The sequence below is a fragment of the Streptomyces sp. NPDC059009 genome (assembly GCF_042740175.1).
Taxonomy (GTDB): Bacteria; Actinomycetota; Actinomycetes; order Streptomycetales; family Streptomycetaceae; genus Streptomyces.
In genome coordinates, this window is sequence record NZ_JBHYJB010000014.1 from 90,502 (window position 1) to 114,340 (window position 23,839).

23 protein-coding genes are annotated in these 23,839 nt (G+C 71.7%); 14 read left to right on the forward strand and 9 right to left on the reverse strand.

All coding sequences use genetic code 11. The features are described 5' to 3' along the window. The first annotated feature begins 242 nt into the window (after nt 1–242). The 4 genes from ACFWYM_RS16465 to ACFWYM_RS16480 are packed head-to-tail and all read left to right on the forward strand — an operon-like array spanning nt 243 to nt 3,876. Nucleotides 243–1,334 (forward strand): ABC transporter substrate-binding protein, encoded by a 1,092-nt coding sequence (locus tag ACFWYM_RS16465; protein ID WP_384836461.1) that lies wholly within the window; start codon nt 243–245, stop codon nt 1,332–1,334. Nucleotides 1,335–1,377: 43 nt separating this feature from the next. Continuing rightward, nucleotides 1,378–2,190 (forward strand): ABC transporter ATP-binding protein, encoded by an 813-nt coding sequence (locus ACFWYM_RS16470; protein ID WP_384836464.1) that lies wholly within the window; start codon nt 1,378–1,380, stop codon nt 2,188–2,190. After that, complete coding sequence (locus tag ACFWYM_RS16475; protein ID WP_384836467.1) at nt 2,177–3,091, forward strand: ABC transporter permease; 915 nt, start codon at nt 2,177–2,179, stop codon at nt 3,089–3,091. The genes ACFWYM_RS16470 and ACFWYM_RS16475 overlap by 14 nt, the downstream gene beginning before the upstream one ends. Before the next feature lie 5 nt (nt 3,092–3,096). Then, on the forward strand, nt 3,097–3,876 hold the full coding sequence (locus tag ACFWYM_RS16480; protein WP_384836470.1) for a sirohydrochlorin chelatase: 780 nt from the start codon (nt 3,097–3,099) through the stop codon (nt 3,874–3,876). A gap of 85 nt (nt 3,877–3,961) precedes the next feature. Here ACFWYM_RS16480 and ACFWYM_RS16485 read toward each other — a convergent pair whose 3' ends face one another. Further along, nucleotides 3,962–4,504 (reverse strand): RICIN domain-containing protein, encoded by a 543-nt coding sequence (locus ACFWYM_RS16485; protein ID WP_384836473.1) that lies wholly within the window; start codon nt 4,502–4,504, stop codon nt 3,962–3,964. 191 nt (nt 4,505–4,695) lie between these two features. Between ACFWYM_RS16485 and ACFWYM_RS16490 the strand changes: the two genes are divergently transcribed. Then, entirely contained in the window at nt 4,696–5,607 is a 912-nt protein-coding gene (locus ACFWYM_RS16490; RefSeq protein WP_384836476.1) for a hypothetical protein, read from the forward strand. A 7-nt stretch (nt 5,608–5,614) separates the two neighbouring features. Here ACFWYM_RS16490 and ACFWYM_RS16495 read toward each other — a convergent pair whose 3' ends face one another. Then, on the reverse strand, nt 5,615–6,598 hold the full coding sequence (locus tag ACFWYM_RS16495) for a helix-turn-helix domain-containing protein (protein WP_384836478.1): 984 nt from the start codon (nt 6,596–6,598) through the stop codon (nt 5,615–5,617). Nucleotides 6,599–6,727: 129 nt separating this feature from the next. On the opposite strand from ACFWYM_RS16495, the gene ACFWYM_RS16500 reads away from it, so the two are divergent. Both ACFWYM_RS16500 and ACFWYM_RS16505 read left to right on the forward strand, forming a co-directional pair. Continuing rightward, entirely contained in the window at nt 6,728–8,029 is a 1,302-nt protein-coding gene (locus ACFWYM_RS16500; protein WP_384836482.1) for an MFS transporter, read from the forward strand. A 175-nt stretch (nt 8,030–8,204) separates the two neighbouring features. Next, complete coding sequence (locus ACFWYM_RS16505; protein WP_384836485.1) at nt 8,205–8,735, forward strand: GNAT family N-acetyltransferase; 531 nt, start codon at nt 8,205–8,207, stop codon at nt 8,733–8,735. A 1-nt stretch (nt 8,736) separates the two neighbouring features. Here ACFWYM_RS16505 and ACFWYM_RS16510 read toward each other — a convergent pair whose 3' ends face one another. From ACFWYM_RS16510 to ACFWYM_RS16530, 5 genes are all read right to left on the reverse strand, one after another. Then, nucleotides 8,737–9,381 (reverse strand): DsbA family protein, encoded by a 645-nt coding sequence (locus ACFWYM_RS16510; protein WP_384836488.1) that lies wholly within the window; start codon nt 9,379–9,381, stop codon nt 8,737–8,739. A 68-nt stretch (nt 9,382–9,449) separates the two neighbouring features. Further along, nucleotides 9,450–10,478 (reverse strand): ketopantoate reductase family protein, encoded by a 1,029-nt coding sequence (locus tag ACFWYM_RS16515; RefSeq protein ID WP_384836491.1) that lies wholly within the window; start codon nt 10,476–10,478, stop codon nt 9,450–9,452. A 35-nt stretch (nt 10,479–10,513) separates the two neighbouring features. Continuing rightward, the gene (locus tag ACFWYM_RS16520; protein ID WP_384836494.1) at nt 10,514–10,903 is read right to left on the reverse strand and encodes a DUF4440 domain-containing protein; all 390 of its coding nucleotides are present in this window, start codon (nt 10,901–10,903) and stop codon (nt 10,514–10,516) included. Further along, the gene (locus ACFWYM_RS16525) at nt 10,896–11,456 is read right to left on the reverse strand and encodes a DUF1697 domain-containing protein (RefSeq protein WP_384836497.1); all 561 of its coding nucleotides are present in this window, start codon (nt 11,454–11,456) and stop codon (nt 10,896–10,898) included. The genes ACFWYM_RS16520 and ACFWYM_RS16525 overlap by 8 nt, the downstream gene beginning before the upstream one ends. 91 nt (nt 11,457–11,547) lie before the next feature. Continuing rightward, a complete protein-coding gene (locus ACFWYM_RS16530; protein ID WP_384836500.1) occupies nt 11,548–12,756 on the reverse strand; it encodes a S8 family serine peptidase in 1,209 nt (402 codons plus the stop codon). A gap of 396 nt (nt 12,757–13,152) precedes the next feature. Between ACFWYM_RS16530 and ACFWYM_RS16535 the strand changes: the two genes are divergently transcribed. Then, on the forward strand, nt 13,153–15,480 hold the full coding sequence (locus ACFWYM_RS16535) for an MMPL family transporter (protein WP_384836503.1): 2,328 nt from the start codon (nt 13,153–13,155) through the stop codon (nt 15,478–15,480). Between the two features lie 6 nt (nt 15,481–15,486). Here ACFWYM_RS16535 and ACFWYM_RS16540 read toward each other — a convergent pair whose 3' ends face one another. Continuing rightward, nucleotides 15,487–15,954, reverse strand: coding sequence for a MarR family winged helix-turn-helix transcriptional regulator (locus ACFWYM_RS16540; RefSeq protein WP_384836506.1), 468 nt, complete (start codon nt 15,952–15,954; stop codon nt 15,487–15,489). A gap of 126 nt (nt 15,955–16,080) precedes the next feature. Here ACFWYM_RS16540 and ACFWYM_RS16545 point away from each other — a divergent pair, with 126 nt between their 5' ends. Genes ACFWYM_RS16545 through ACFWYM_RS16570 form a run of 6 tightly spaced genes read left to right on the forward strand, consistent with a single transcriptional unit; the run spans nt 16,081 to nt 22,709 of the window. Beyond that, entirely contained in the window at nt 16,081–17,031 is a 951-nt protein-coding gene (locus ACFWYM_RS16545; RefSeq protein ID WP_384836509.1) for an SDR family NAD(P)-dependent oxidoreductase, read from the forward strand. Nucleotides 17,032–17,042: 11 nt separating this feature from the next. Continuing rightward, on the forward strand, nt 17,043–17,915 hold the full coding sequence (locus tag ACFWYM_RS16550) for an amidohydrolase family protein (protein WP_384836731.1): 873 nt from the start codon (nt 17,043–17,045) through the stop codon (nt 17,913–17,915). Nucleotides 17,916–17,929: 14 nt separating this feature from the next. After that, a complete protein-coding gene (locus ACFWYM_RS16555; protein WP_384836512.1) occupies nt 17,930–19,444 on the forward strand; it encodes a long-chain fatty acid--CoA ligase in 1,515 nt (504 codons plus the stop codon). An 11-nt stretch (nt 19,445–19,455) separates the two neighbouring features. Then, a complete protein-coding gene (locus ACFWYM_RS16560) occupies nt 19,456–19,920 on the forward strand; it encodes a MaoC family dehydratase (RefSeq protein ID WP_384836515.1) in 465 nt (154 codons plus the stop codon). A gap of 33 nt (nt 19,921–19,953) precedes the next feature. After that, a complete protein-coding gene (locus tag ACFWYM_RS16565) occupies nt 19,954–21,285 on the forward strand; it encodes an MFS transporter (RefSeq protein WP_384836518.1) in 1,332 nt (443 codons plus the stop codon). Continuing rightward, on the forward strand, nt 21,285–22,709 hold the full coding sequence (locus ACFWYM_RS16570) for an alpha/beta hydrolase family protein (protein ID WP_384836521.1): 1,425 nt from the start codon (nt 21,285–21,287) through the stop codon (nt 22,707–22,709). The genes ACFWYM_RS16565 and ACFWYM_RS16570 overlap by 1 nt, the downstream gene beginning before the upstream one ends. Here the strand turns inward: ACFWYM_RS16570 and ACFWYM_RS16575 are convergent. Further along, complete coding sequence (locus ACFWYM_RS16575; protein WP_384836734.1) at nt 22,696–23,751, reverse strand: CDP-alcohol phosphatidyltransferase family protein; 1,056 nt, start codon at nt 23,749–23,751, stop codon at nt 22,696–22,698. The genes ACFWYM_RS16570 and ACFWYM_RS16575 overlap by 14 nt on opposite strands. Nucleotides 23,752–23,839: the final 88 nt, after the last annotated feature.

The window sequence follows — 23,839 nt, forward strand, 5'->3', positions numbered from 1 at the left end:
TTCGCGAAGGAGGGCGGCCGCATCGGCAGCGGTGCCCTCGGCAGCGGGCAGGGCGGGGTGGCGCGATGTGCGCGCTGACGTACGCGCACCGCTTGCGCGCCCACGGACGTCGTGCACGACCCGCACGTCCCGCACGTCCCGCACGTCCCGCACGTCCCGCACGTCCCGTACGACGAAGACCTGCCGACCTCCCGGCGCCGCCCTGACGGCGGACCCGCCGGGCCTCTGAGAGGAACACCTCCGTGCGACCACGCACCCGCCTCACCGCTCTCGCCGCTCTGCCGCTGTTCGCCCTTGCGCTCGGCGCTTGCGGGTACGGCTCGGAGGCCGACGACAAGACGGAGGCCGTCGCCAAGGGCGACCCGATCGACGACGTGAAGGACATCAGGGTCGGCTACTTCCCGAACCTGACGCACGGCACCGCTCTGGTCGGCCTGCGCCAGGGCATCCTGCAGAAGGAACTGAACGGCACGAAGATCCAGCCGGCCACCTTCAACGCGGGCCCCTCCGAGATCGAGGCGCTGACGTCCGACTCGATCGACATCGGCTTCATCGGCCCCTCGCCCTCCATCAACGGCTACGTCCAGTCCAAGGGCAAGGGCCTGCGGATCATCGGCGGCGCCGCGTCCGGCGGCGTGAAGTTCGTCGTCAACCCCGACAAGATCAAGTCGGTCGCCGATGTCAAGGGCAAGAAGATCGCCACCCCGCAGCTGGGCAACACCCAGGACGTGGCCTTCCTCAACTGGATCGCGGAGAAGGGCTGGAAGGTCGACGCGCAGAGCGGCGCGGGCGACGTGTCCGTCGTGCGCACCGACAACAAGGTCACCCCGGACGCCTACAAGTCCGGCTCCATCGACGGCGCCTGGGTGCCGGAGCCGACCGCGTCGAAGCTGGTCTCCGAGGGCGCCAAGGTGCTGCTCGACGAGAAGGACCTGTGGCCGGACAAGAAGTTCGTGATCACGAACATCATCGTGTCCCAGAAGTTCCTCAAGGAGCACCCGAAGGTCGTCGAGGCGTTCCTGCGCGGCACGGTGAAGACCAACAAGTGGATCAAGTCCCACCCGGACGAGGCCAAGAAGGCCGCCAACGCCCAGCTGGAGCAGGAGTCCGGGAAGGCGCTGCCCGCCAAGGTGATCGACCCGGCGTGGAAGTCCATCGACTTCACCGACGACCCGCTCGCCACGACGCTCGACCTGGAGGCGGACCACGCGGTCAAGGCGGGCCTCCTGAAGAAGCCCGACCTCAAGGGCATCTACGACCTCGAGCCGCTGAACAAGGTCCTCGTCAGCGAGGCACAGCCGGGCGTCGACGACGCCGGTCTCGGCGTCAAGTAGCCCCGGATCACGCCCAGTTCATCGCTCCCAGGAGGTGACGACCATGACGACCATGACGACCACCACGCTCGCCGAAGGCGGCACGGCCACGGACACCGTCGCGGCGACCGAGTACGCCGCGCGCATAGAGCATGTCTCGAAGTCCTTCGCCGGGCGCGCGGGTTCGCAGCTCGTCCTCGACGACATCACCCTCGATGTCGCGCACGGCGAGTTCGTCACGCTCCTGGGGGCTTCGGGGTGCGGCAAGTCGACCCTGCTCAATCTGACCGCCGGGCTCGACAAGCCCACCTCGGGCAGCATCAGCACCGACGGCCGCCCGGCCCTGATGTTCCAGGAGCACGCCCTCTTCCCCTGGCTGACGGCGGGCAAGAACATCGAACTCGCCCTGAAGCTGCGGGGCTTGGCCTCCAAGGCCGAGCGCCGCGAGAAGGCCGAGGAACTCCTCGAACTCGTCCGCCTCAAGGGCGCGCACGGCAAGCGCATCCACGAGCTGTCCGGCGGCATGCGCCAGCGTGTGGCGATGGCCCGCGCCCTCGCCCAGGAGAGCAGGCTGCTCCTGATGGACGAGCCGTTCGCCGCGCTCGACGCCATCACGCGGGACGTCCTGCACGACGAACTGACCCGCATCTGGCGGGAGACGAACGTCTCCGTCCTCTTCGTGACGCACAACGTCCGCGAGGCCGTGCGTCTGGCGCAGCGCGTGGTCCTGCTGTCCTCCCGGCCCGGCCGGGTCGCCCACGAGTGGCAGGTGGACATCGACCAGCCGCGCCGCATCGAGGACCCCGCCGTGGCGGAGCTGTCCGTCGAGATCACCGAACAACTCCGTGGGGAGATCCGCCGCCATGGCAAGCACTGAGACAACGACGGCGGACGCCCCGGCCGAGCCCGCCGGGACGCAGCACGACCTGGCCGGTCTCGAAGCGGGCCTCGACGCGCTGGAGACCACCCAGAGCGGGCGCGTCCCGCTGCGGGAGAAGCTGGTCAAGAAGGCTCTGCCGCCCCTGACGGCCATCGTCGTGGTGCTCGCGGTGTGGCAGGGGCTGCTCACCTTCGACATCGTCACCGACCCGGCCAAGCTGCCCTCGCCGTCAGCGGTGTGGGCGGAGGCCGAGGACGCCTGGTACAAGGGCACCCTGCTCGGCTACATCGAGACCAGCGTCTCGCGCGGCCTCGTCGGCTTCCTGCTCGCCCTCGCCATCGGCACGCCCCTGGGCCTGATCGTGGCGCGCGTGCGCTTCATCCGCACCGCGATCGGCCCCACGCTCTCCGGCCTGCAGTCACTGCCCTCGGTGGCGTGGGTGGCGCCCGCCGTGATGTGGGTGGGCCTCAACGGCTCGATGATGTACCTGGTCATCCTGCTCGGCGCCGTCCCCTCGATCGCCAACGGCCTGGTGGCGGGCGTCGACCAGGTGCCACCGCTGTATCTGCGGGCGGGCCAGACCATGGGCGCCAAGGGCCTGAGCGGGGCCCGGCACATCCTTCTGCCCGCCGCCCTGCCCGGCTATCTGGCGGGTCTGAAGCAGGGCTGGGCGTTCTCGTGGCGCTCCCTGATGGCGGCGGAGATCATCGCGTACATCCCCGGCATGGGCCAGGGTCTCGGCCAGCTCCTGGAGAACGGGCGCACCAACAGCAGCATGGCCCAGGTCTTCCTCGGCATCCTGCTGATCCTGATCGTCGGCATCGTGATCGACCTGCTGATCTTCAGCCCGCTGGAGCGCCGCGTGCTGCGCAGCCGCGGCCTCCTGGTGAAGAGCTGATCCCCATGTACGCCACGGTCCGCCCCGCCCGCCCGGTCCACCCGGTCCTCCTCGTCGTCGCCCACGGCAGCCGCGACCCGCGGCACGCCGCGACCGTGCACGCCCTCGTGCGCGAGGTGCGGGCGCGGCGGCCGGAGCTGCGCGTGGAGACGGGGTTCCTGGACTTCAACGCCCCTTCTGTTCCTCGGGTGTTGGAGTCCCTGGAGGCCGACGGCGTACGGGAGGTGGTGGCGCTGCCGCTCCTGCTCACCCGCGCCTTCCACGCCAAGGCCGACATCCCGGCCGTACTGCGCGAGGCGGGTGCGCGTCTGCCCCGGCTGCGCATCCGGCAGGCCGAGGTCCTCGGCCCCTCGCCGCTGCTCCTCGACGCGCTGGAGCGACGGCTGTACGAGGCGGGCCTCACGCCCGCCGACAAGAGCTCGACCGGGGTCGTCCTGGCCTCGGCGGGCTCCAGTGACCCGGAGGCGATCGCAGTGATCGCTGAAATCGCGCGGGAGTGGCGGCACACCGGTTGGTGCGCCGTGCGGCCTGCGTTCGCCTCCGCATCTCTTCCCCGCACGGAGGACGCGGTGGCCGAGCTGCGCGCCCTCGGGGTGCGCCAAGTGGCCGTCGCGCCCTATGTGCTGGCCCCCGGCTTTCTGCCGGACCGGATCGCGCGGGGCGCGGAGACCGCCGGCGCCGATGTCCTCGCGCAGGCGCTCGGCCCCGCGCCCGAGGTGGCCCGACTGGTCGTTCAGAGATACACGGAGGTGCGCCGCGTGCACCGCTTGGCGGTCAGCGCCTGAATGCAGAGAATCCCCGCCGCAGGCCGTATTGGCCTGCGGCGGGGATCCCTTTACCTCTGCCCTTTTCGGTGCGGCAGGGAATTACCTACTTCGCCTTGAAGATCTGGCCGCCGCTGACCTTGCTGTTGCACTTGGACGTGCCCACCCACGTGCCACTGGACTTGCGCCCCTTGTAAGCGCCGAGGCAGAGCTTGCTCTTGACGTTCTGCGGGTTGAAGTACGCACCCGGGTTGGTGCTCACGTACTGCCACTTCTGGGACGCGGAGCTGTTGCACTTGGTGACGTGCGACAGCCAGCCGACCTTGCCCATCCGCTCGGTCTTGGCGCCGTCGAGGCACAGCTTGGTGTTGGTGGCCGGGTGCAGCTTGGCGACCGCCCTGCCCTTGTACTTGGCGAAGTCGATGCGCCAGAGCTGGTACACACCGCCGGTGCAGCCGCGGACCCGCTCGCGCTTGCCCTTCTTGGTGCTGGCCTTCGCCTGCACGCTCAGGCAGATGTTCTTGCCGTGCTGGAACTTGAGCGAGCGCCAGGAACCGGCCGCGTGCGCCTCACCGGCGCTCACGGCACCGGCGGCGAGGCAGAGAGAAGCCGTGGAAGCGAGCACGGCGAAACGCTTTCTTGCTGCCATGAGGAATACCCCCGTCTGTTCAGTTTTCTTGACGGGGAGAGAATACACAGCAAGATCGTTTCAAAACAGGGAAGTTCAAGGAAGTTCGAGGACGTTCACGGAATTGCACCTTCCCTACACAGTTATGTGAGGCGGACAGTTATGTGAGGCGGGGTTCCCGCACCGCCCCCCAGCCTCTAACTTGTGGCCCCATGACCACTGTGACCGCCGCCGTGGCGGACTCCCGGGCCCTGTGGCTGCGCGCCGAACCGCCGCACGCCGTCGTCTACTTCGAAGAAGAGTGCCGCGCCCTGAGCCGGGCGCTCGGGCTCAAGGGTTTCTGGATGGGGTACTTCGCGGCCCGCACGGCGCCCCTCGGCGCGGTGGGCCCCGGCGCGGCCACGGCGGCGCTCGGCGTGTTCGCGCCGGGCATGGTCGCGCGGGCCCTGCCGTCGGCGTGGGAGCTCGCCCCGCCGGGGCGGGTCGTCGAGGAACGCGCGGCCCGCACCGCCCGGGCCCTGCGCTCCCTGGCGCCCGACGCCGAGCGGATCGCCGCCGAGGTGAACCCGGCGCTCACCACCGCCGTCGCCGAGGCCCCGCCGCTCGGACGCCCCCTCTTCGCCGCCAACCGCGACCTCTGCGCCGCCCTGCAAGGAGCCGATCCGGTCCAGGAATTGTGGCAACTGCTCACCTGCGTACGGGAGTTCAGGGGCGACGCCCATCTCGCCGTGCTCGCCGACCGGGGTCTTGACGGCTGCGAGGCGCTGGTCCTGGCGGCGGCGACCGGGCGGGTGGGGGCCGGCTCCATCAGGCAGGACCGGGGGTGGAGCGAGGACGAGTGGGAGGAGGCGGTGGACCGGCTGCGCGCGCGGGGGCTCATCGCGGGCGGGGCCGGCGGCGGCGCGGGCGTCCGGGTCACCGACCAGGGGCTCACCGAACGGGAGTTGATCGAGGACGCCACGGACCGGCTCGCGGCCCGCCTCCTCGACCCGCTCACCGAGAAGGAGACGCACGCGCTCCTCTCCGGCCTCGAACCGCTGTCACGCTCCGTACGGGACTCCGGAGTGCTGCCGTTCCCCAATCCGATGGGACTGCCCAAGTGCCAGTGCGGCGGCGCCGGTTGACGGGCCGTCAGCGGCAGAGCTCGTCCCCCAGCCCCGTCCGCCCGTACCGCACACTCCGCCCCGACCGCACCCTGCTCAGCAGCCCCGCGTCGTAGAGGACCGCCAGGTGCTGGCTCACCGCCCCGGGAGTGACCCCGAGCCGGTGGGCCAGCTCCGTCGTGGAGGCGGGTTCGGCGAGGAGCAGGAGCAGACGGGCCCGGGGTGCGCCGAGGAGGCGGTCGAGGGCGTGGCCGGTGACGGGCGGGGGGTCCTCGGAGATCGCGGCCCGGCCCCGTGCGGGGTAGATGAGGAGCGGCGGGCGCTCCGGGTCGATGGCCGTCTGGGCGCCGCGCGCGAACATCGTCGGCGCGAGCACCATGCCGCGCCCGGCGAGATGGATGTCCGCGTCGGCCCAGGGGTGCAGGACGTCCACGCGGCTGAGGCAGAGCGCGTCCCCGCTCCACGAAAGGCGGCGGTCGAGCCCCGCGAACAGCTCCCCCGCCCCGTGCTCCGCCAACACCCGGCCGCGGTGGGCGAGATCGGCCTCCAGGAGAGACTGCGCCCGGGGCCACCAGTCGGGGGCGAGGCAGCTGTCCCAGTACGTGGTGAGGGCCTCGGAGATCCGCTCCAGGAGCCGGTCGGGGTGCGCGAGGTCCCGCCGTACGACGGCCGGAACCGCGGCCGGTGAACCGTAGGCGGCGGCGAATTCGGGTTCCACGAGGTCCAGCGATGTGTCTCTGAGGCGGGCCAGGTCGGCCGTGAAGGTGAGGCGGGCGCGGTCGGGGCGCGGTGTCAGGAAGTCCGGTACCCACAGCCGCGGTGAGACGAGCGCGGAGAGCAGCTCCGTGTCCTGGCGCTCATAGGCGGGGCGCAGCCTGCGCAGCCACGGCCGGTGGTGCGGGTAGCGGGCCGGGTCCCGCCAGGCGCGCAGCGAGAACACGGCCTCCTGGAGCGGCGAGTACGCGAAGGACGTACTGGCGAGGTCGTCCACGCCGAAGCGGAACTCGATCATCCCCCCCCCGACCCCTCCCCCACCCGGCTCCCGGCTCCCGGCTCCCGGCTCCCGGCTCCCGGCTCAGCCCCGGTTTAGTCAGACACTAAATCAATGCCTCCCGCGCACTCACCCGGGTTGGCTGTGTTCATGACCACGACAGCGGGAGACACCGCCCAAGAGAGCCCAGTTCAGCCCAGGTCGCCCGGCTCCGTGCCGGTGGTGCGCCGACTCGCCCTCATGACCTTCCTCAACGCCTTCGGCAACGGCCTCTTCTTCCCGCTGGGCGTCCTGTACTTCACCCGCATCGTCGGGCTCGACGCCACGTCCGTCGGGCTCGGCATGACCGTGGCCGGAGTCGTCGGGGTAGCTGCGGGCGTACCGGCCGGGCGGGCGGCGGACCGCTGGGGCAGCAGGCGGGTGGGTTCGCTGCTGTGGGCCGGCTGCGGAGTGGCCACGACGGCGTACATCTTCGTGGCCTCGTACACGACGTTCCTGGTCTCCGTGATCTGCGTGACCGGCCTGCTGCAGGCAGGCCGGGGCGTCCTCGGCGCGATCTACGCGGACGTGCTGCCGAGCGCCAACCGCACCGAGGCGCGCGGCTTTCTGCGCATGATCACCAACGTGGCCATGGGCCTGGGCGGCGCCTGCGGTGCCATCGCGCTCCAACTCGACACGAGGGGCGCCTATGTGACGGTCATCCTCATCAACGTGCTGTCCTTCGCCGCACCCGCCCTGATGATCCGCACCCTGCCGGTGGCCGCGCACCGCCGCGACCTGGCGGCCGACGCGGGAGCGGACGCCGTCACCGGCACCACCGCGGAGGCGGCCAACCGGTGGCGGGCCGTACGGGACCTGCCGTACCTCGGGGTGACCTGCCTGTACGCGGTGCTCGTCATGCAGTACACGCTCCTCGAAGTGGGCCTGCCCCTGTGGATCCTGGAGCGCACCGACGCGCCCCGCTGGACCGCCGCCCTGCTCCTCATCGTCAACTGTGTCCTGGTGGCGCTGCTCCAGGTGCGGGCCAGCCGCGCGGCGGCCACCGTGCCGGCGGCGGTGCGGGCGATGCGCAGGTCCGGGCTGCTGCTCGCGGTGTCCTGCGCGGCCTTCGCCCTCACCCAGGGGCTGGATCCGGTGGGGGCGGTGGCCGTCCTGGTGGTGGGCGCCGTGATCCAGGTGGTCTCGGAGGTCCTGATGGCGGCGGGCGGCTGGACCCTCGGCTATGAACTCGCGGACGCCCGCGCCCACGGCGTCTACCAGGGCGTGTTCAACTCCGGCCAGGCGGTCGGCATGATGGCGGGCCCCGCCCTGGTGACGCTCACGGCGGTGCGGCACGGCGCGGTCGGCTGGGCCGTGCTCGCGGTGCTCTTCACCGCGGCGGGACTCGCGGTGCGCCCGACGGTGCGGTGGGCGCAGCGGGACGGGGCCTGGCGGGGCGAGACGGCCGCCTGACGACGAGGCCCGGCGGAGCGGGACCGCCGCCTGGCGACGAGGCTCGGCGGAGCGGGGCCGCCGCCCGCCCCCGCGACCTGCGATCTCCGCAGGCAACTGCCCCCGGAACCTGCGAGGGCAATGGCCGCCCCAAACCGGTTGCCGCCGTGCGCGGCGCGGGCCTAACGTGCCGCGAATGACTCCGGAACTGCGCTCCGAGCGCCTCCATCTGTCCCCCTATGTCGCCGCCGACCAGGAGGACTTCGTCGCGCTCTTCCAGGACGAGGCCGTGGGGCGCTGGTTCGGGGACGGCATGCAGAGCGCGGCCGAGGACCGCGCCCTGTTCGGCCGGATATTCACGCTCATATACGCCGAGGAGCGCTTCCCCGTGTGGGCGGTGCGGCACGAGGGCCGGTACATCGGGCACGCCGAGGTGAAGCCGTCGCCGGAGCGCTGGCTCGACGGCCACGAGATCGTCTACGGGCTGCACCGCTCCAGCTGGGGCCGTGGCCTCGGCACCGAACTGGCGCGCCTGCTCACCTCGTACGGGCATGACACGCTCGGCCTGGACGAGGTGCACGCGACCGTGGACTCCGAGAACGCCACCTCGATCACGCTCCTGAAGCGGCTCGGCTACACCCAGGGCCGCGAGGTGCCGGAGGAGAACGGCCGGGTCACGCTCCTGCTCACCTCGCGGCGGCCGCACGACGACGAGGCGGCCGGCTGAGTCAGCTGAAGTCGAGGCCCCCGGTCCGGGTCCGCTTCAGCTCGAAGAAGTCCGGGTGGTTCGCCAGGACCCGGAAGCTGTCGAAGAGTTCCGCGGCCTTCTCGCCGCGCGGGATCGCCCGCAGGACGGGGCCGAACCACACGGTCCCGTCCACGTGGATGGTGGGCGTGCCCACATAGCCGTCCGCATCCGGGTCCTTGCCCGCGTCGTGGCTGCGGCGCAGCGCCTCGTCGTACGCGGAGTCGTCCGCGGCGGCGGCCAGCTCGGCGGGGAGCCCCGTCTCGGCGAGCGCCTCGGTGACGGCCCTCCCGAAGTCGTGCTCGTAGGTCTCCTTCTGCCCGTGGATGCGGTTGCCGAGCGCGGTGTAGAGGCCGCGCTGCACCTCGGGCCCGTGCTTCTCGGCGGCGGCCGCCACGACCCGCACGACGCCGAGCGACCGGTCCACCAGGTCCCGGTACCAGTCGGGCAGTTCATTGCCCTCGTTGTGCAGGTACAAGCTCATGACGTGGAAGTTCAGGTCCAGGTCGCGGGCCTTCTCGACCTCCAGGATCCAGCGGGACGTGATCCAGGCGAAGGGGCAGGCGGGGTCGAAGTAGAAGTCGATGCGGGTGGCGCCGTTGGGGCCGGTCGTGGTGTCCGTCGTCATGTCATCGACCCTATCCAGCAAGTGGCGCAGCGGCGTGGGCCACTGCGCCAGCGTGCCGCTGGGCCATTTCAGGCCCCGGGATCCGTGTCCGCCACCGGCTCCGCGCGCTCCACCAGCTCCGTGAGCTCCGCCACCGTCATGGACCCGGCCGGCCTGCGCTCCCGCGCGAAAGCGTTGGCGACCTCCTGGAGGGCGTCGTTGACCGGCGTCGCCACCCCGTGCAGCCGCCCGAGGAGCGCGATCTCTCCGTTGAGGTAGTCGGACTCGATGGTGCCGGTGCCGCGGGTGAGGCTCTGCCAGGAGGAGCCGCCGCCGCGCTCGGAGCCGTCGAAGGGGTCGAAGCGGACCTCGGCGCGGGCCTCCTGCTGCTCCGCGTCGCCCGCCACCTCGATCCCGGCCGCCGCGAGGACCGCCTCGCCCTCCGCGCGGGCACGGGCGAAGAGCGCGCGGCCCGCGTCGTCCTTGATGGTGCCGGTGGCCGCCTCGATGGCGTTGGCGAGGTTGGAGAGGAGCTTCCCGTACTTCCAGCGCAGCACGTCCGGCACGACAGGCGCGAGGAACTTGGCGCTCTCCAGGTCGGCGGCGATCTGCGCGGCCGTCCCGTCGGTGCCGTGCGGGTAGCGCCCGAGGTGCAGCATCCCGGTGTAGGGGCCATTGGGGGCCGCGACCGCGCCGGGCTCCACGTGACTCGCGGGGAGGTAGACGCACATCGCGTACACCCGGCGGAAGCGGCGCAGCGCCATCCGCTCGCTCTCCACGCCGTTCTGCGCGCAGACCAGCGGCAGGCGCTGCCCGGCCGTGCCGCCCCCGGCGACCGGGCGGCCGCTCCACGCGTCCAGGGCGGCCGTGCTGTCCTGGGTCTTCACGGCCAGGAACAGCACGTCGTCGGCGCGCAGTTCACCCAGCTCGGCCGGGCCCGTGACGACGGGCAGCCGGTGCGTCCTGGTGCCCTCGGTGGTGGTGAGCCGCAGCCCCTCGTCCCGCAGCGCGTCGTGGTGGGCGCCCCGGGCGACGAGCACCACCTCGTGGCCGAACTCGGCGAGACGGCCGCCCACGGTGCCGCCGATCGCCCCTGCTCCGATGATGATGTAGCGCATGAGGTGCAGCCTCGCACACGCGCTGAGCACCCGCGTCAGGCGCCCTCGGTGTACGGGGTCCCCTGGTGGAACCAGAGCAGCCAGCGGCCGTCCTCGGCGCGGCGCCACAGCGAACTGCGGTGTGCGAGGCGGCCGTTGTGGTTGGTGTCGAAGGTCAGGTGGACGAGGTCGTCGGCGAGCTGTGCGCCCTGCATGCGGGAGGTCGTGGTGGGGCTGACCCGGGTGTCCGCGCGCGAGGTCAGGGCCTTGATCACCGATTCCCGGTCCCAGCGCGTCCCGGAGACCCCGAACTCGCTGAACTCCGGGTGCAGACAGGCCCCGAGCAGCTCGGGGGAGGCGCGCACCTCGGGGTCGAGGAGGTGCAGTTCGCGTTCGATGGCGGCCTCGACGGCCTGGGTGCGGTCGATCCTGGGCGAGTCAGTCATGGGTGAGCTCCACGAGCTTGACGACGGTGTTCCAGTTGCGCGAGGTGGCGATGAGGCCCTTGGTCAGGGCCGGCCGGGCGAGGGCCTCGCCGAGCTTGGAGCGGCCGAGCCCGTCGGGCGCGTAGAGGTAGAGCGCGCGGTCGCCGAGGCGGAACTCCTCGGGCAGGAAGGCGGGTTGGTCGACGGCGGCGAAGCGGGCCTCCTCGACCGGCGCCGAGAAGTAGGTGACGTGCAGCTGCTTGCCCTCCAGTTCGGCGGCCGGGAAGGGGCAGGCGTCGGCGACGGCCTTCAGATACGCGGCGTCGCGTACCAGGACGTCCACGGCGAAGCCGAACTCCTTCTCGATGGCCTCGCTGACCCGGGCCGCGAGGACGTCCTCGCTCGCCTCCGCGCTCGCGAAGGTGGCGTTGCCGCTCTGCAGATACGTTCGTGCGTCGGCGCACCCCAGGTCGGTGAGCAGCGTGCGCAGTCGGGCCATCGGGACCTTCCGGTGGCCGCTCACGTTGATGCCGCGCAGCAGCGCCGCGTATCTCTTGATCGCCTTCGTCGCCATGCGCACACGATAGAGCGGCCGCCGTGCCCCGTGGGGGTGGGCACGACGGCCGCGGCGTGAGGGGGCCGCGCGCACGCGGCCCCTGCTCGTGTTACTCGCCGACCTTCAGGAGCTTGTTCGGGGTGCCCTCGGACGGGTTGGAGATCTTGTCCGGGGTGGCACCGTCGGTGAGCGCCTTGGCGACCGCGTCCGGCTTGGCGTCGGGGTTGGCGCCCAGGTAGACGGCGGCGGCGCCGACGACGTGCGGGGTGGCCATCGACGTGCCGGAGATGGTGTTGGTGGCGTCGTCGCCGGTGTTCCAGTCGGAGGTGATGTCCGAGCCGGGGGCGTAGATGTCCACCACGGAGCCGTAGTTGGAGAAGTCCGACTGCTCGTCGTCCTTGGTGGAGGAGGCGACCGTGATGGCCTCCTTCACGCGGGCCGGGGAGCCCTGGGACGCGTCGGCCGACTCGTTGCCCGCGGCGACCGCGAAGGTCACGCCGGACTCGATGGACTTCTTGACGGCCGCGTCCAGGGCCTCGTCGGCGCCGCCGCCGAGGCTCATGTTGGCGACCGAGGGGCCCTTGTGGTTCTTGGTGACCCAGTCGATGCCCGCGACGACCTGCTCGGTGGTGCCGGAGCCCTGGCCGTCGAGCACCTTGACCGCCACGACCTTGGCCTTCTTGGCGACGCCGTGCGCGTCACCGGCGATGGTGCCGGCGACGTGCGTGCCGTGGCCGTTGTCGTCCTCGGCCTTGTCGCTGTTGTCGATGGCGTTGAAGCCGTAGGACGCGCGGCCGCCGAAGTCCTTGTGGCTGATGCGGACACCGGTGTCGATGACGTACGCGGTCGCGCCCTCACCCGCGCCGTCCGGGTACGTGTACTTCTTGTCGCCCTTGGTGTCCGCCTGGTCGATGCGGTCCAGGCCCCACGACGGCGGGTTGTCCTGGGTGGCGTCGATGCTGAACTTCTTCGACTGGACGACCTTGCCGACGGCCGGGTCGGCGGCGAGCTGCTTGGCCTCGGTCTCGCTCAGGCCCTTGGCGGAGAAGCCGTTGACCGCGGAGGAGTAGTTGCGGCTGAGCGAGCCGCCGTACTCCTTGGCGAGGTCTTCCTTGGCGCCCTTGTCGGTCTTCTCGTCGAGCATGACGATGTAGTTGCCCGCGACGGCGCCCTTGGCGTCCAGGCCGTAGACCTTGCCCTCGGCCGGGGCCGAGGCGCCCGCGAACGGACCCGCGAAGACGGTGACGCCCACGGCGGTGGCAGCGGTGGCTATGCCGGCGGCGAGCTTCATCGAACGTGCGCGCTTGTGAGATGCCATGAAGAGGGGTCTCCTCGTGGTGTGTTGTGGGGGGATGTGGGGGGTGTTGTGCGGACGCAGCAAGCTTCACCGCGTCAGGCCCGAAGCTCCGGAAGATCTACGGGCGTTGAGACGAAACCCTGTCCGATTGACACGCGCAGATCAATACCTACACACACCTGTGACTTGTTCAACAAGGTTTCGCAATAACAAATCGGGCCCCGTTTGCCACATGGGACATTCCTCGCCACCCCTCCTCCGGAGCCCTTTGGAGGATCGCCCCAACTCGCTTTAGGTGTAAGGGGCTTGGACCGCTCGCCTCAGGGTCACGGCCCCCTCCAGGGATGAGATCGCGCCACCCCGGTTCACCGGACAGCACGACGAGGAGCACCCCGCCCCCGCCCTAGCTTCGGGGCCATGGGGAATGTCATGGGCAAGGCACACCGCGATACGCGGGACACCCGGGATACGCGGGTACGGGGGTTCGCCGCGCGGGCCGGGGGCTGGAGCGCCCGGCACCGCTGGGCGGCCGTGGGAATCTGGGTGCTGTTCGTCGTCCTGGCGATGGGGCTCGGCTCGGCCGCGGGCCGGGTCGACGCGGACGACGACGGCGGGCTCAAGGGAGAGACGAGCCAGGCATCGCGGATCGTCGACGACGCGGGGCTCAAGGAGCCCGCGGGCGAGACCGTATTGATTCAGGCCAAGGGCCAACTCACCGCCACGGCACCGGAGTTCCGGGCGGCCGTCGCCGACGTGATGGAAGCGGTGGACGCCACCGGCAAGGTCGCCTCCGTGACCTCGCCGTACCAGAGCGGCAGCGTCTCCAAGGACGGCCGCAGCGCCCTCGTCCGCTTCGACGTGCGCGGCGACGCCGACACGGCGGGCGACCGGGTCGAGCCGGTCCTCAAGGCCGTGGACGGCGTGGAGAAGAAGCACACGGAGCAGGGGCTGCGGATCGAGGAGATCGGCGGCGCCTCCATGCAGAAGACGTTCGACGACGCCTTCGGCAGCGACTTCCAGCGGGCCGAGTACTCGGCCGTACCCGTCGCGTTCGGCATCCTGCTGATCGCGTTCGGTGCGCTCGTCGCGGCGCTGCTCCCGGTGGCCCTCGCGGTCACCGCGATCATGGCGACGATGGGCCTGATGGGCGTGGTCAGCCACCTCCAGCCGATGAGCGAGACCGCCAACTCCGTGATGCTGCTGGTGGGTCTGGCCGTCGGCGTCGACTACTGCCTCTTCTATTTGCGCCGCGAGCGCGAGGAGCGCGCCAAGGGCCGCGACCCGCAGGCCGCGCTGCGCATCGCGGCGGCCACCAGCGGACGCGCCGTGGTCGTCTCCGGCGTCACGGTGTGCGTGGCCATGGCGGGCATGCTCTTCACCGGCATCACCGACTTCGTGGCGATGGGACTGGCCTCGCTGATGGTGGTCGCGGTGGCCATGGTCGGCTCGGTGACCGTGCTGCCCGCGCTGCTCTCGCTGCTCGGCGAGCGGGTCGAGAAGGGGCGGCTCCCGTTCCTGCGGCGGCGCGCGCAGGGCGCCCCGAGCGAGAGCAGGCTGTGGCGGGCGGTCGTCGGCGGCGTCCTCAAGCGCCCCGCCGTCTCCGTGGCCGTGGCGGCGGGCGTCCTCGCGGCGATCGCGCTGCCCGCGCTCGGCATGAAGACCCAACAGCTCACCCTGGACCAGGAGTTCGGCGATTCGCTGCCGATCGTGGCGACGTACGACCGGGTCAACGAGGCGTTCCCGGGCGGCACGGAACCGGCCGAGGTCGTCGTCAGGGCGAAGGACATCGACTCCCCCGAGATGAAGCGGGCCATCGCCGACTTCCGTACCCAGGCGGTGAGTTCGGGCGCGACCCGCGGTCCCGTCGACGTGACCGTGCACACGGCGGAGAACGTCGCGACCCTCTCGGTGCCCCTGGTCGGCGGCTCCGACCAGGGCAAGGCGGAGAAGAGCCTCGATCTCCTGCGGGACGAGGTGCGCCCGGCGACCCTCGGCAAGGTCGACGGGGCCGAGGCGCCCGTGACCGGGCAGGTCGCCGGGTCGAAGGACTTCAACGACCAACTGAGCTCGGCGGTGCCACCGGTCTTCGCCTTCGTCGTCGCGTTCGCCTTCCTGCTGATGCTGCTCTCGTTCCGCTCGCTGACCATCGCGCTCACCTCGATCGTGCTCAACCTGCTCTCGGTGGGCGCCGCTTACGGGATCCTGGTCATCGTCTTCCAGCACGGCTGGGGCGCCTCGCTGGTCGGCGCGGAGGGCGTGGGCGCGATCATCGCGTGGCTGCCGCTGTTCCTCTTCGTGATCCTCTTCGGGCTCTCCATGGACTACCACGTGTTCGTGGTGTCCCGGATCCGGGAGGCGCGTCTGCAGGGCCGTACGACGAAGGACGCGATCACGCACGGCGTCGTCACCACGGCGGGCGTGGTGACGAGCGCCGCCGTCATCATGGTCGCGGTCTTCGCCATCTTCGGGACCCTGTCCATGCAGTCCATGAAGCAGATGGGCGTGGGCCTCGCGGCGGCGGTCCTCATCGACGCGACGGTGATCCGCGGGGTGCTGCTGCCCGCCGTGATGGCGCTCCTCGGCGAGCGGAACTGGTATCTGCCGCGCTGGCTGCGGAAGTTGCCGGACCTGACGCACGACGAGACCGGGCCGGCAGAGATCGCTCCCCAAAGGGGCGCGGGGAACCGCGCGACCAGCCCCCACCGGCCCGCGGAGGACGAACTCCCGTCCCCGCGGAGCGTCTAGGGGCGGCTATTGGGGGCGTGCCACCCGAAGCAGGAGGGCATGCAGCGTCTCCCGTTCCCGAGCGGTGAGCGGCGAGGTCAGCTCATCGGTCACCCGATGGCTGGCCTCGTCGCTGTCGCGCAGATACGCCCGCCCCTTGTCGGTGAGGACGACGACGCGGGCGCGCCGGTCGGTGGGGGCCGGGCGGCGCTCCACGAAGGCGAGCTTCTCCAGGTCGTCCACGAGCCCGACGATCGCGCTCGGGTCGTAGCCGAGCGCGGTGCTCAACTCCCGCTGCGGGGCGCCCTCGACGGTGGCGAGGTAGCGCAGCAGCGCGTAGTGGCGCAGGCGCAGGCCGGACTCCTGGAGGGCGGCGTTGAAGAGCTGCCCGGAGCGCAGGCCGAGCCGGTAGAGGAGGTAGCCGGTGTCGGCGTGCAGCGCGCGCATCCACGGCTCGTCGGCGTCGACCGGTTCAGGGGTGTGGCGTGACGTCATGGTCCAAGGATGCCTCAAAATCCATTACGACGACAATCATTGACGTGAACAATAATCTGTCTTAGCTTCCTTTCGCAGATCGACCCGGCACGGGGCGTGACCACGCCGCCGCCGTGAACTCCGGGTATGCCGCGGCCTGTTGCGCCGCCTGTCGAAGGGAAACCCGTGCTCGACCTCACCGGAAAAGCCGCCGTCGTCACCGGCTCCGGCCGGGGCCTCGGCCTCGCCTACGCCCATGCGCTCGCCGCGCACGGCGCCTCGGTCGTCGTCAACGACGTCGACGAGGACGCCGCCGAAGCCGCCGCCGCGTCCATCACCGAGGCGGGCGGCACGGCCGTCGCCGAGGTGGTCCCGGTCGGCACGGCCGAGGCCGCCGACCGCCTGGTGGCGCGCGCGGTGGACGCCTTCGGGCGGCTCGACACGCTGGTCACCAACGCGGGCATCCTGCGCGACAAGGTCCTGTGGAAGATGACCGACGACGACTTCGACGCCGTCGTCACCACCCACCTCAAGGGCACCTTCACCTGCGCCCGCGCCGCCGCCGTCCGCATGCGCGAGCAGGGCGAGGGCGGCAGCCTGATCCTGGTGGGCTCGCCCGCGGGCCAGCGCGGCAACTTCGGGCAGACCAACTACGCGGCGGCCAAGGCGGGCATCGCCGCCATGGCCCGCACCTGGTCGATGGAGCTGGCGCGGGCCCGTGTCACCGTCAACGCGATCGTGCCGGTCGCCGCCACCGCGATGACCGAGACGATCCCGGCGTTCGCCCCCTACGTCGAGGCCCTGCGCAGCGGCGAGCCGCTCCCGTCCTTCCTGCGCAAGGGCGAGGGCTTCGGCACCCCCGAGGACTGCGCGGCCCTCGTGCCCTTCCTCGCCTCGGCCGCCGCCCGCGACATCACCGGCCAGTGCGTCGGCATCGGCGGCGACCGGCTCACGCTCTGGTCGCACCCGCAGGAGGTCAACACGGCCTACGCGGACGGGGGTTGGCACCCCGAGACGATCGCCGAGGCATGGCACTCCAGCGTGGGCAGCGCGCCCCAGTCGGTCGGCATCCCCGCGCCGAGGGTCCCGGCCGCGTGAGCGCCGCCGCCATGGACGTGAGCCGTCTGACCGCGATCGACGTCCACACCCACGCCGAGGTCTCGTCCCAGGGCGCCGCCTCCCTCTCCGCCGAGCTCGACGCCGCCTCCAGCTCGTACTTCAAGGTCGAGGGCCGCGACCGGAGGCCCACGCTGCCCGAGATCGCCACGTACTACCGGGAGCGGCGCATGGCCGCCGTCGTCTTCACCGTCGACGCCGAGTCGGCCACCGGCACCGAGCCCGTCCCTAACGAGGAGGTCGCCGAGGCCGCCGCCGCCCACCCGGACGTGCTCATCCCGTTCGCCTCCATCGACCCGTTCCGGGGCCGGGCGGGGGTGAAGCAGGCGCGCCGGCTGGTCGAGGAGTACGGGGTGCGGGGCTTCAAGTTCCACCCGAGCATCCAGGGCTTCTTCCCCAACGACCGTGCCGTGGCCTACCAGTTGTACGAGGTGATCGAGGAGACCGGCGCCATCGCCCTCTTCCACACCGGCCAGACCGGCATCGGCGCGGGCGTGCCCGGGGGCGGCGGGATCCGCCTGAAGTACTCCAACCCCCTGCACGTCGACGACGTCGCCGCCGACTTCCCGCACCTGAGGATCATCCTCGCGCACCCGTCCTTCCCCTGGCAGGACGAGGCCCTCGCCGTCGCCACGCACAAGCCGGGCGTGCACATCGACCTCTCCGGCTGGTCGCCCAAGTACTTCCCGCCGCAGCTCGTCCAGTACGCAAACACGCTGCTCAAGGACAAGGTCCTCTTCGGCTCCGACTACCCGGTCCTCACGCCCGACCGCTGGCTGGCCGACTTCGAGAAGCTGCAGATCAAGGACGAGGTCCGCCCCAAGATCCTCAAGGAGAACGCCGCCCGGCTCCTCGGGCTCGCCTGAAAGGGGGAACTCCCATGCGCAACGAGGGAATCGGCTCCTGGCCCGCCCGCCGGGCCCGCAGAACCCCCCACCACCCCGCCCTCCACCACGAGGGCGCCACCACCTCGTACGCCGAACTCCACACCCGCACCGCCCAACTGGCCCGCGCCCTGCGGGAGTCGGGCGTGCGGCGCGGCGACCGGATCGCCTATCTCGGCCCCAACCACCCGGCCTTCCTGGAGACGTTCTTCGCGGCGGGCACCCTCGGCGCGGTCTTCGTGCCGCTCAACACCCGCCTGGCCGTCCCCGAACTCGCCCACCAGCTCACCGACTCCGGCGCGGGCACCCTCGTCCACGCCCCCGCGCACGCGGAGACGGCCGAGACCCTGCGCGGGGCCGCGCCCACCCTCCGTAATGTCGTCGAAGTCGGTCCGGACTACGAGGAGTTGATCGCCTCCGGAAGCAGCGAGGCGCTCGACGAAGCCGTCACCGGCGACGACATCTGCCTCATCATGTACACCTCGGGCACCACGGGCCGCCCCAAGGGCGCGATGCTCACCCACGCCAACCTCACCTGGAACGCCCTCAACGTCCTCGTCGACGCCGACCTCACCGCCACCGCCACCGCCCTCGTGACGGCCCCCCTCTTCCACACGGCGGGCCTGAACATGCTGACCCTGCCGGTCCTCCTCAAGGGCGGCACCTGCGTCCTCGTCGAGTCCTTCGACCCGGCCGCGGCCCTCGCCCTCGTCGAACGCCACCGCGTCACCGCGATGTTCGGCGTCCCGACGATGTACGAGCAGATGGCCCGTCAACCCCGCTGGTCCAGCGCCGACTTGAGCACCCTGACCGTCCTCATGTGCGGTGGCGCCCCCGTCCCCCAGCCCCTCATCGCCACCTACGCGGAGCGCGGCCTCGCCTTCCAGCAGGGCTACGGCATGACCGAGGCCGCGCCCGGCGTGCTCTACCTCGACGCCGCGCACGCCGTCGGCAAGGCGGGCTCGGCCGGGGTCCCGCACTTCTTCACCGACGTGCGGGTGGTGCGGCCCGACCTCACCGGGACGGACACCGGCGAGGTGGGCGAGATCCTGGTGCGCGGGCCCCATGTCATGCCCGGCTACTGGGGGTTGCCGCAGGAGAGCGCGGCCGTGTTCGCCAACGGCTGGCTGCGCACGGGCGACGCCGCGCACCGGGACGCCGACGGGTACGTCACCATCGCCGACCGCCTCAAGGACATGATCATCTCCGGCGGCGAGAACATCTACCCGGCCGAGGTCGAGAGCGCCCTGCTCACCCACCCCGACGTCGTGGAGTGCGCCGTCATCGGCGTGCCCGACGAGAAGTGGGGCGAGGTGCCGCGCGCCGTGGTCGTCACGCGCGCGGGCACGGCCCCCGACCCGGAGGAACTGCTCGCCTCGCTCGCGGGCCGCCTCGCCAAGTACAAGATCCCGAAATCCGTGGCGATCGCCGCCGAACTGCCGCGCACCGCCTCCGGAAAGCTCCTCAAGCCCGCGCTGCGCCGCCGCTACGGCCACCCCAACCACCCCTAGGAGTACGCGAGATGAGCACCACCACGACCACCGTCGACGGCCTCGACGAGCTCAAGAAGCTGGCCGGCGCCGACCTCGGCGCGAGCGCCTGGACCGAGGTCACCCAGGAACGGATCGACACCTTCGCCGACGCCACCGGCGACCACCAGTGGATCCACACGGACCCCGAGCGCGCGGCGTCCGGCCCCTTCGGCGCCCCCATCGCCCACGGCTATCTCACGCTCTCCCTCTTCATCCCCCTGTTCACCGAGCTCCTCGACGTCCGGGGCGTCACCACGAAGGTCAACTACGGCCTGGACAAGGTGCGTTTCCCCGCCCCGGTGCCGGCCGGCTCGCGCATCCGGCTGGTCGGCCGCCTCGCCACCGTCGACGAGGTGCCGGGCGGCGTGCAGATCGCCGTGGACGGCACCGTCGAGATCGAGGGCGCCGCCAAGCCCGCCTGCGTGCTGCGCAGCCTCTCCCGCTTCTACCAGTAGCCCCCACCCACCAGCCGCCCTCAGGAGCCCGCCATGCCCGTCGCCCAACCCGCGCACGGCACCCGGCAGTTGCGCAGAGTCGCCCTCTCCGGCCTGCTCGGCACCGCGGTGGAGTTCTACGACTTCCTGGTGTACGGAACGGTCGCCGCCCTCGTCTTCGGCGACCTGTTCTTCCCCGAGGCCGACCCCGCCGTCGGCACCGTCGCGGCCTTCGGCACCTTCGCCGCCGGCTATGCCGCCCGGCCCCTCGGCGGCATCCTCTTCGGACACTTCGGCGACCGGCTCGGACGCAAGTCGATGATGCTCCTGACGATGGTCCTGATGGGCACGGGCAGCTTCCTCATCGGCCTGCTCCCGACGTACGACGCCATCGGCGTCTGGGCGCCCGTCCTGCTCGTCCTGCTGCGCGTGGTGCAGGGCGTCGCGATCGGCGGCGAGTGGGGCGGCGCGACCCTGATGGTCGCCGAGCACGCGGGCGACCGGCCGCGCGGCCTGTGGACCAGCTTCACGCAGCTGGGCGCGCCGCTCGGGACGGTCCTGTCGACGGCCGTCGTCACCCTCGTGTCGACGCTGCCCGACGACCAGTTCCGGGCGTGGGGATGGCGCGTTCCCTTCCTCCTCAGCCTGGTACTGCTGGCCGCCGGGCTCTACATCCGCCTGAAGGTGGCCGAGAGCCCCCTGTTCACGGCCGAGAAGAACCGCCGACGGGACGCCCCGCGGCTCCCCCTGCTCGACGTGCTGCGCACGCCCCGCACCGTGCTGCTCGCCGCCTGCGTCGGCATCGGCCCGTTCACGGCCCAGTCCCTGATGACCACCTTCATGATCTCGTACGCCGTCGACTCCGGATACGCGCGGCCGCAGGTCCTGACCGGCGTGACCGTGGCCTCCTGCACGGCGCTGCTCGTGATGCCGCTCGCCAGCGCGCTCTCCGACCGGGTCGGGCGCCGCCCCGTGGTCCTCACGGGCGCGCTGCTCTCGGCGGTGACGGCCTTCCCGGTCTTCGCCCTCGCCGACTCCGGCCGCCCGGGCCTCCTCGTCCTGGCCTGTGTGCTCGGGCACGGCATCGCCCAGTCCACGATGTACGGGCCGCTGGGCGCCCTGCTCACCGAGATGTTCGGCACCCGGGTCCGCTACACCGGCGCCTCGCTCGGCTACCAGACGGCGACGCTGCTCGGCGCCGGGTTCTCCCCGCTCATCGCCGGCTCCCTGCTCGCCTCGTACGACTCCAGCACCCCCGTCGCCCTCCTGCTCACCGCCGGGGCCGCCGTCACGGCGCTCACCGTCTGGCGGCTGCGGGAGACGAGCGGCGCCACGCTCGGCGACGCCCCCGTCGACGTCCGCCCCACGGAAGGAGCACACCCCTGATGCGTACGACATCCCTGGCAGCATCCCCCCGCGTACGGCGCGCCAGAGGCACCGCAGCGGCCCTCGCCGCCCTCGTGTCGATGGCCGCCGGGGCAGCCCCAACTGCCCGTGCGGACACCGCTGTTGGCCACTTCGAGGGCACCCTGCCCTCCGGCGCCGCGTACGCCGTCGACGCCCCGGAGCACTGGAACGGCACGGTGCTCCTGTTCAGCCACGGCTACCGGCCCGCGGGCTCCCCGAACCCGGCGCAGACCGCCCCCGACGACGCCGCCAGGAAGCTGCTCCTGAAGGAGGGGTACGCGCTGGTCGGCTCCTCGTACGCCACCACCGGCTGGGCCGTCGAGCAGGCGGTGCCCGATCAGCTCGGCGCCCTGGACGCGTTCACCGCCAGGGTGGGCGCGGCCCGGCGCACCCTCGCCTGGGGCCAGTCGTACGGCGGCCTGGTCACCACGGCGCTCGCCGAGCGGCACGCGGACCGCATCGACGGCTCGCTCTCGATGTGCGGCCTGGTCCACGGCGGCGTCGCCAACTGGAACTCCACGCTCGACCCGGTCTTCGCCCTGCGCACGCTCCTGGCACCGCACTCCGGCATCCGGCTCACCGGATTCCGGGGCCAGTCGGAGGCCGCGGCGAACGCACGGAAGCTGAGCGCGGCGCTCACCGGGGCCCAGTCGACCCCCACGGGCCGCGCCCGCATCGCCCTCGCCGCGGCCCTGCACGCCGTCCCCGGCTGGAACGACCCGAAGCAGCCGCGCCCGGCCCCCGGCGACCACGCGGCCCAACAGGCCAACCAGTACGCGGCGTTGACCGGCCTGGTGCAGGCACCCGCGTTCTCCTGGCGCCAGGAGGCCGAGGCGCGGGCCGGCGGCTCCATGTCCTGGAACACCGGCGTGGACTACTCGGCGATCCTCGCCCGCTCCTCCCAGTACGAGGAGGTCAAGGCCCTCTACAAGGCGGCGGGCCACTCCCTGGAGGCCGACCTGGACACCCTCGCCGCGGCACCGCGCCTCAAGGCCGACCGGGGCGCCCTCGCCTACATGAAGCGCAACATCGCCTTCACCGGCCGCCTCACCAAGCCCCAACTGAACATCCACACCACGGGCGACGCCCTCGTCCCGGTCCGCGCCGAGAGCGCCTACCGGTCCACGGTCACCAGGGCCGGACGCGGCGCCCTGTTCCGCCAGGCGTACGTGGGGAACGCGGGCCACTGCACCTTCAGCCCCGCCGAGGAGCTCGCCGCCGTCCATGTCACCGAGCGGCGGATCGCGACGGGCCGCTGGGGAGACACGTCCCCGGCGGCCCTCGACGCGGAGGCGCGGCGCGCGGACCCGACGACGGCCGCGCGCTACGAGCCCTTCCGTCCGGGCCCGTACCCGCGGCCGTACGACCTGGCCTCGCCGCCCCGCCCGCCTAGGCAGCGGTGACGACCTGCTCCTCCCGCTCCTGCTGCTCCTTCTCGAAGGAGTCGATGGTCCGCGTGAAGTCCCGCGTCGACAGCAACAGCTTGTAGACGATGGCGAGTTCGAAGACGAGGAGCAGCGCGCCGGACACGATCGTCGCGGGCAGCACCGCGTCGAAGAGCGGGCCGATGATGAAGACGCCCATCTGGAACTCGATGCCGCTCACCAGGTGCGCGCGGATGCGGTGGCGCAGCAGGAAGGAGCGGGCCCGCAGGTACGCGGGGAACTTGCGCCGGAACTCCTGGTGCAGGTCGATGACCTGGGCCTTGGGCTTGCCGCTCGCACCCTGGGGGGCCGCGTCGGGCACGGCGCTCCCGGTCCCCTCCGCGCTGTCGGCCGCGGCGTCGGCCGTCGCCTGGGCCTGGGCCTGCGCCTGGGCCTGGTCCTGCGCCTTCTGGAGGTCCTGCTCCACATCGGCCTCGGGGTTGTCCCGCAGCAGGTCCTCCATGAAGGCGAGCTCCGCCTCGTTCTGGGCGCGGCGGGCCGCCCTCATGCGGGCCTTGATCTGCTTCCGCATGGAGTGCCGGATCTTGAAGATCTCCAGCGAGTTGATGTAGCGCAGCGTGTCGAGCCCGACGACGGCGAGCGCGAGCCAGATGTAGAGGGTGTCGCCGGTGCGCTCGTACTGGCCGCCCATCAGCGCGACCCCGCACACCATCACGCGGATCCGGTCGAAGACGAAGTCCAGCCAGGCGCCGAACACCGAGCCGGTGCCGGTGAGCCGGGCGACCTTGCCGTCCATGCAGTCGAGGATGAAGCTCAGGTGGTAGATGACGGCGCCGAGGACCAGCCACTTCCAGTCGCCGAACGCGAAGCAGGCCGCGGAGCCGAGCCCGAGCAGGAACGCACCCCAGGTGATCTGGTTCGGAGTGATCCTCGTCCGCATCGCGGTCAGCCGCACGAGCGGCGTGGCGACCGGGTCGACGAGCAGCACGGTCCACCACGCGTCCCGCTTCTTCTGGGTGATGCGGCGCACCTCATCGAGGGGCGGTATGTCCTGTCGCATGGCTGCACGCATGGGTCAACTTCCTGGCGTTCGACTGAAGTTCACCTCACGCTAAGAAGTGATTCGTGCAAGGAACAAGAAGCCGACC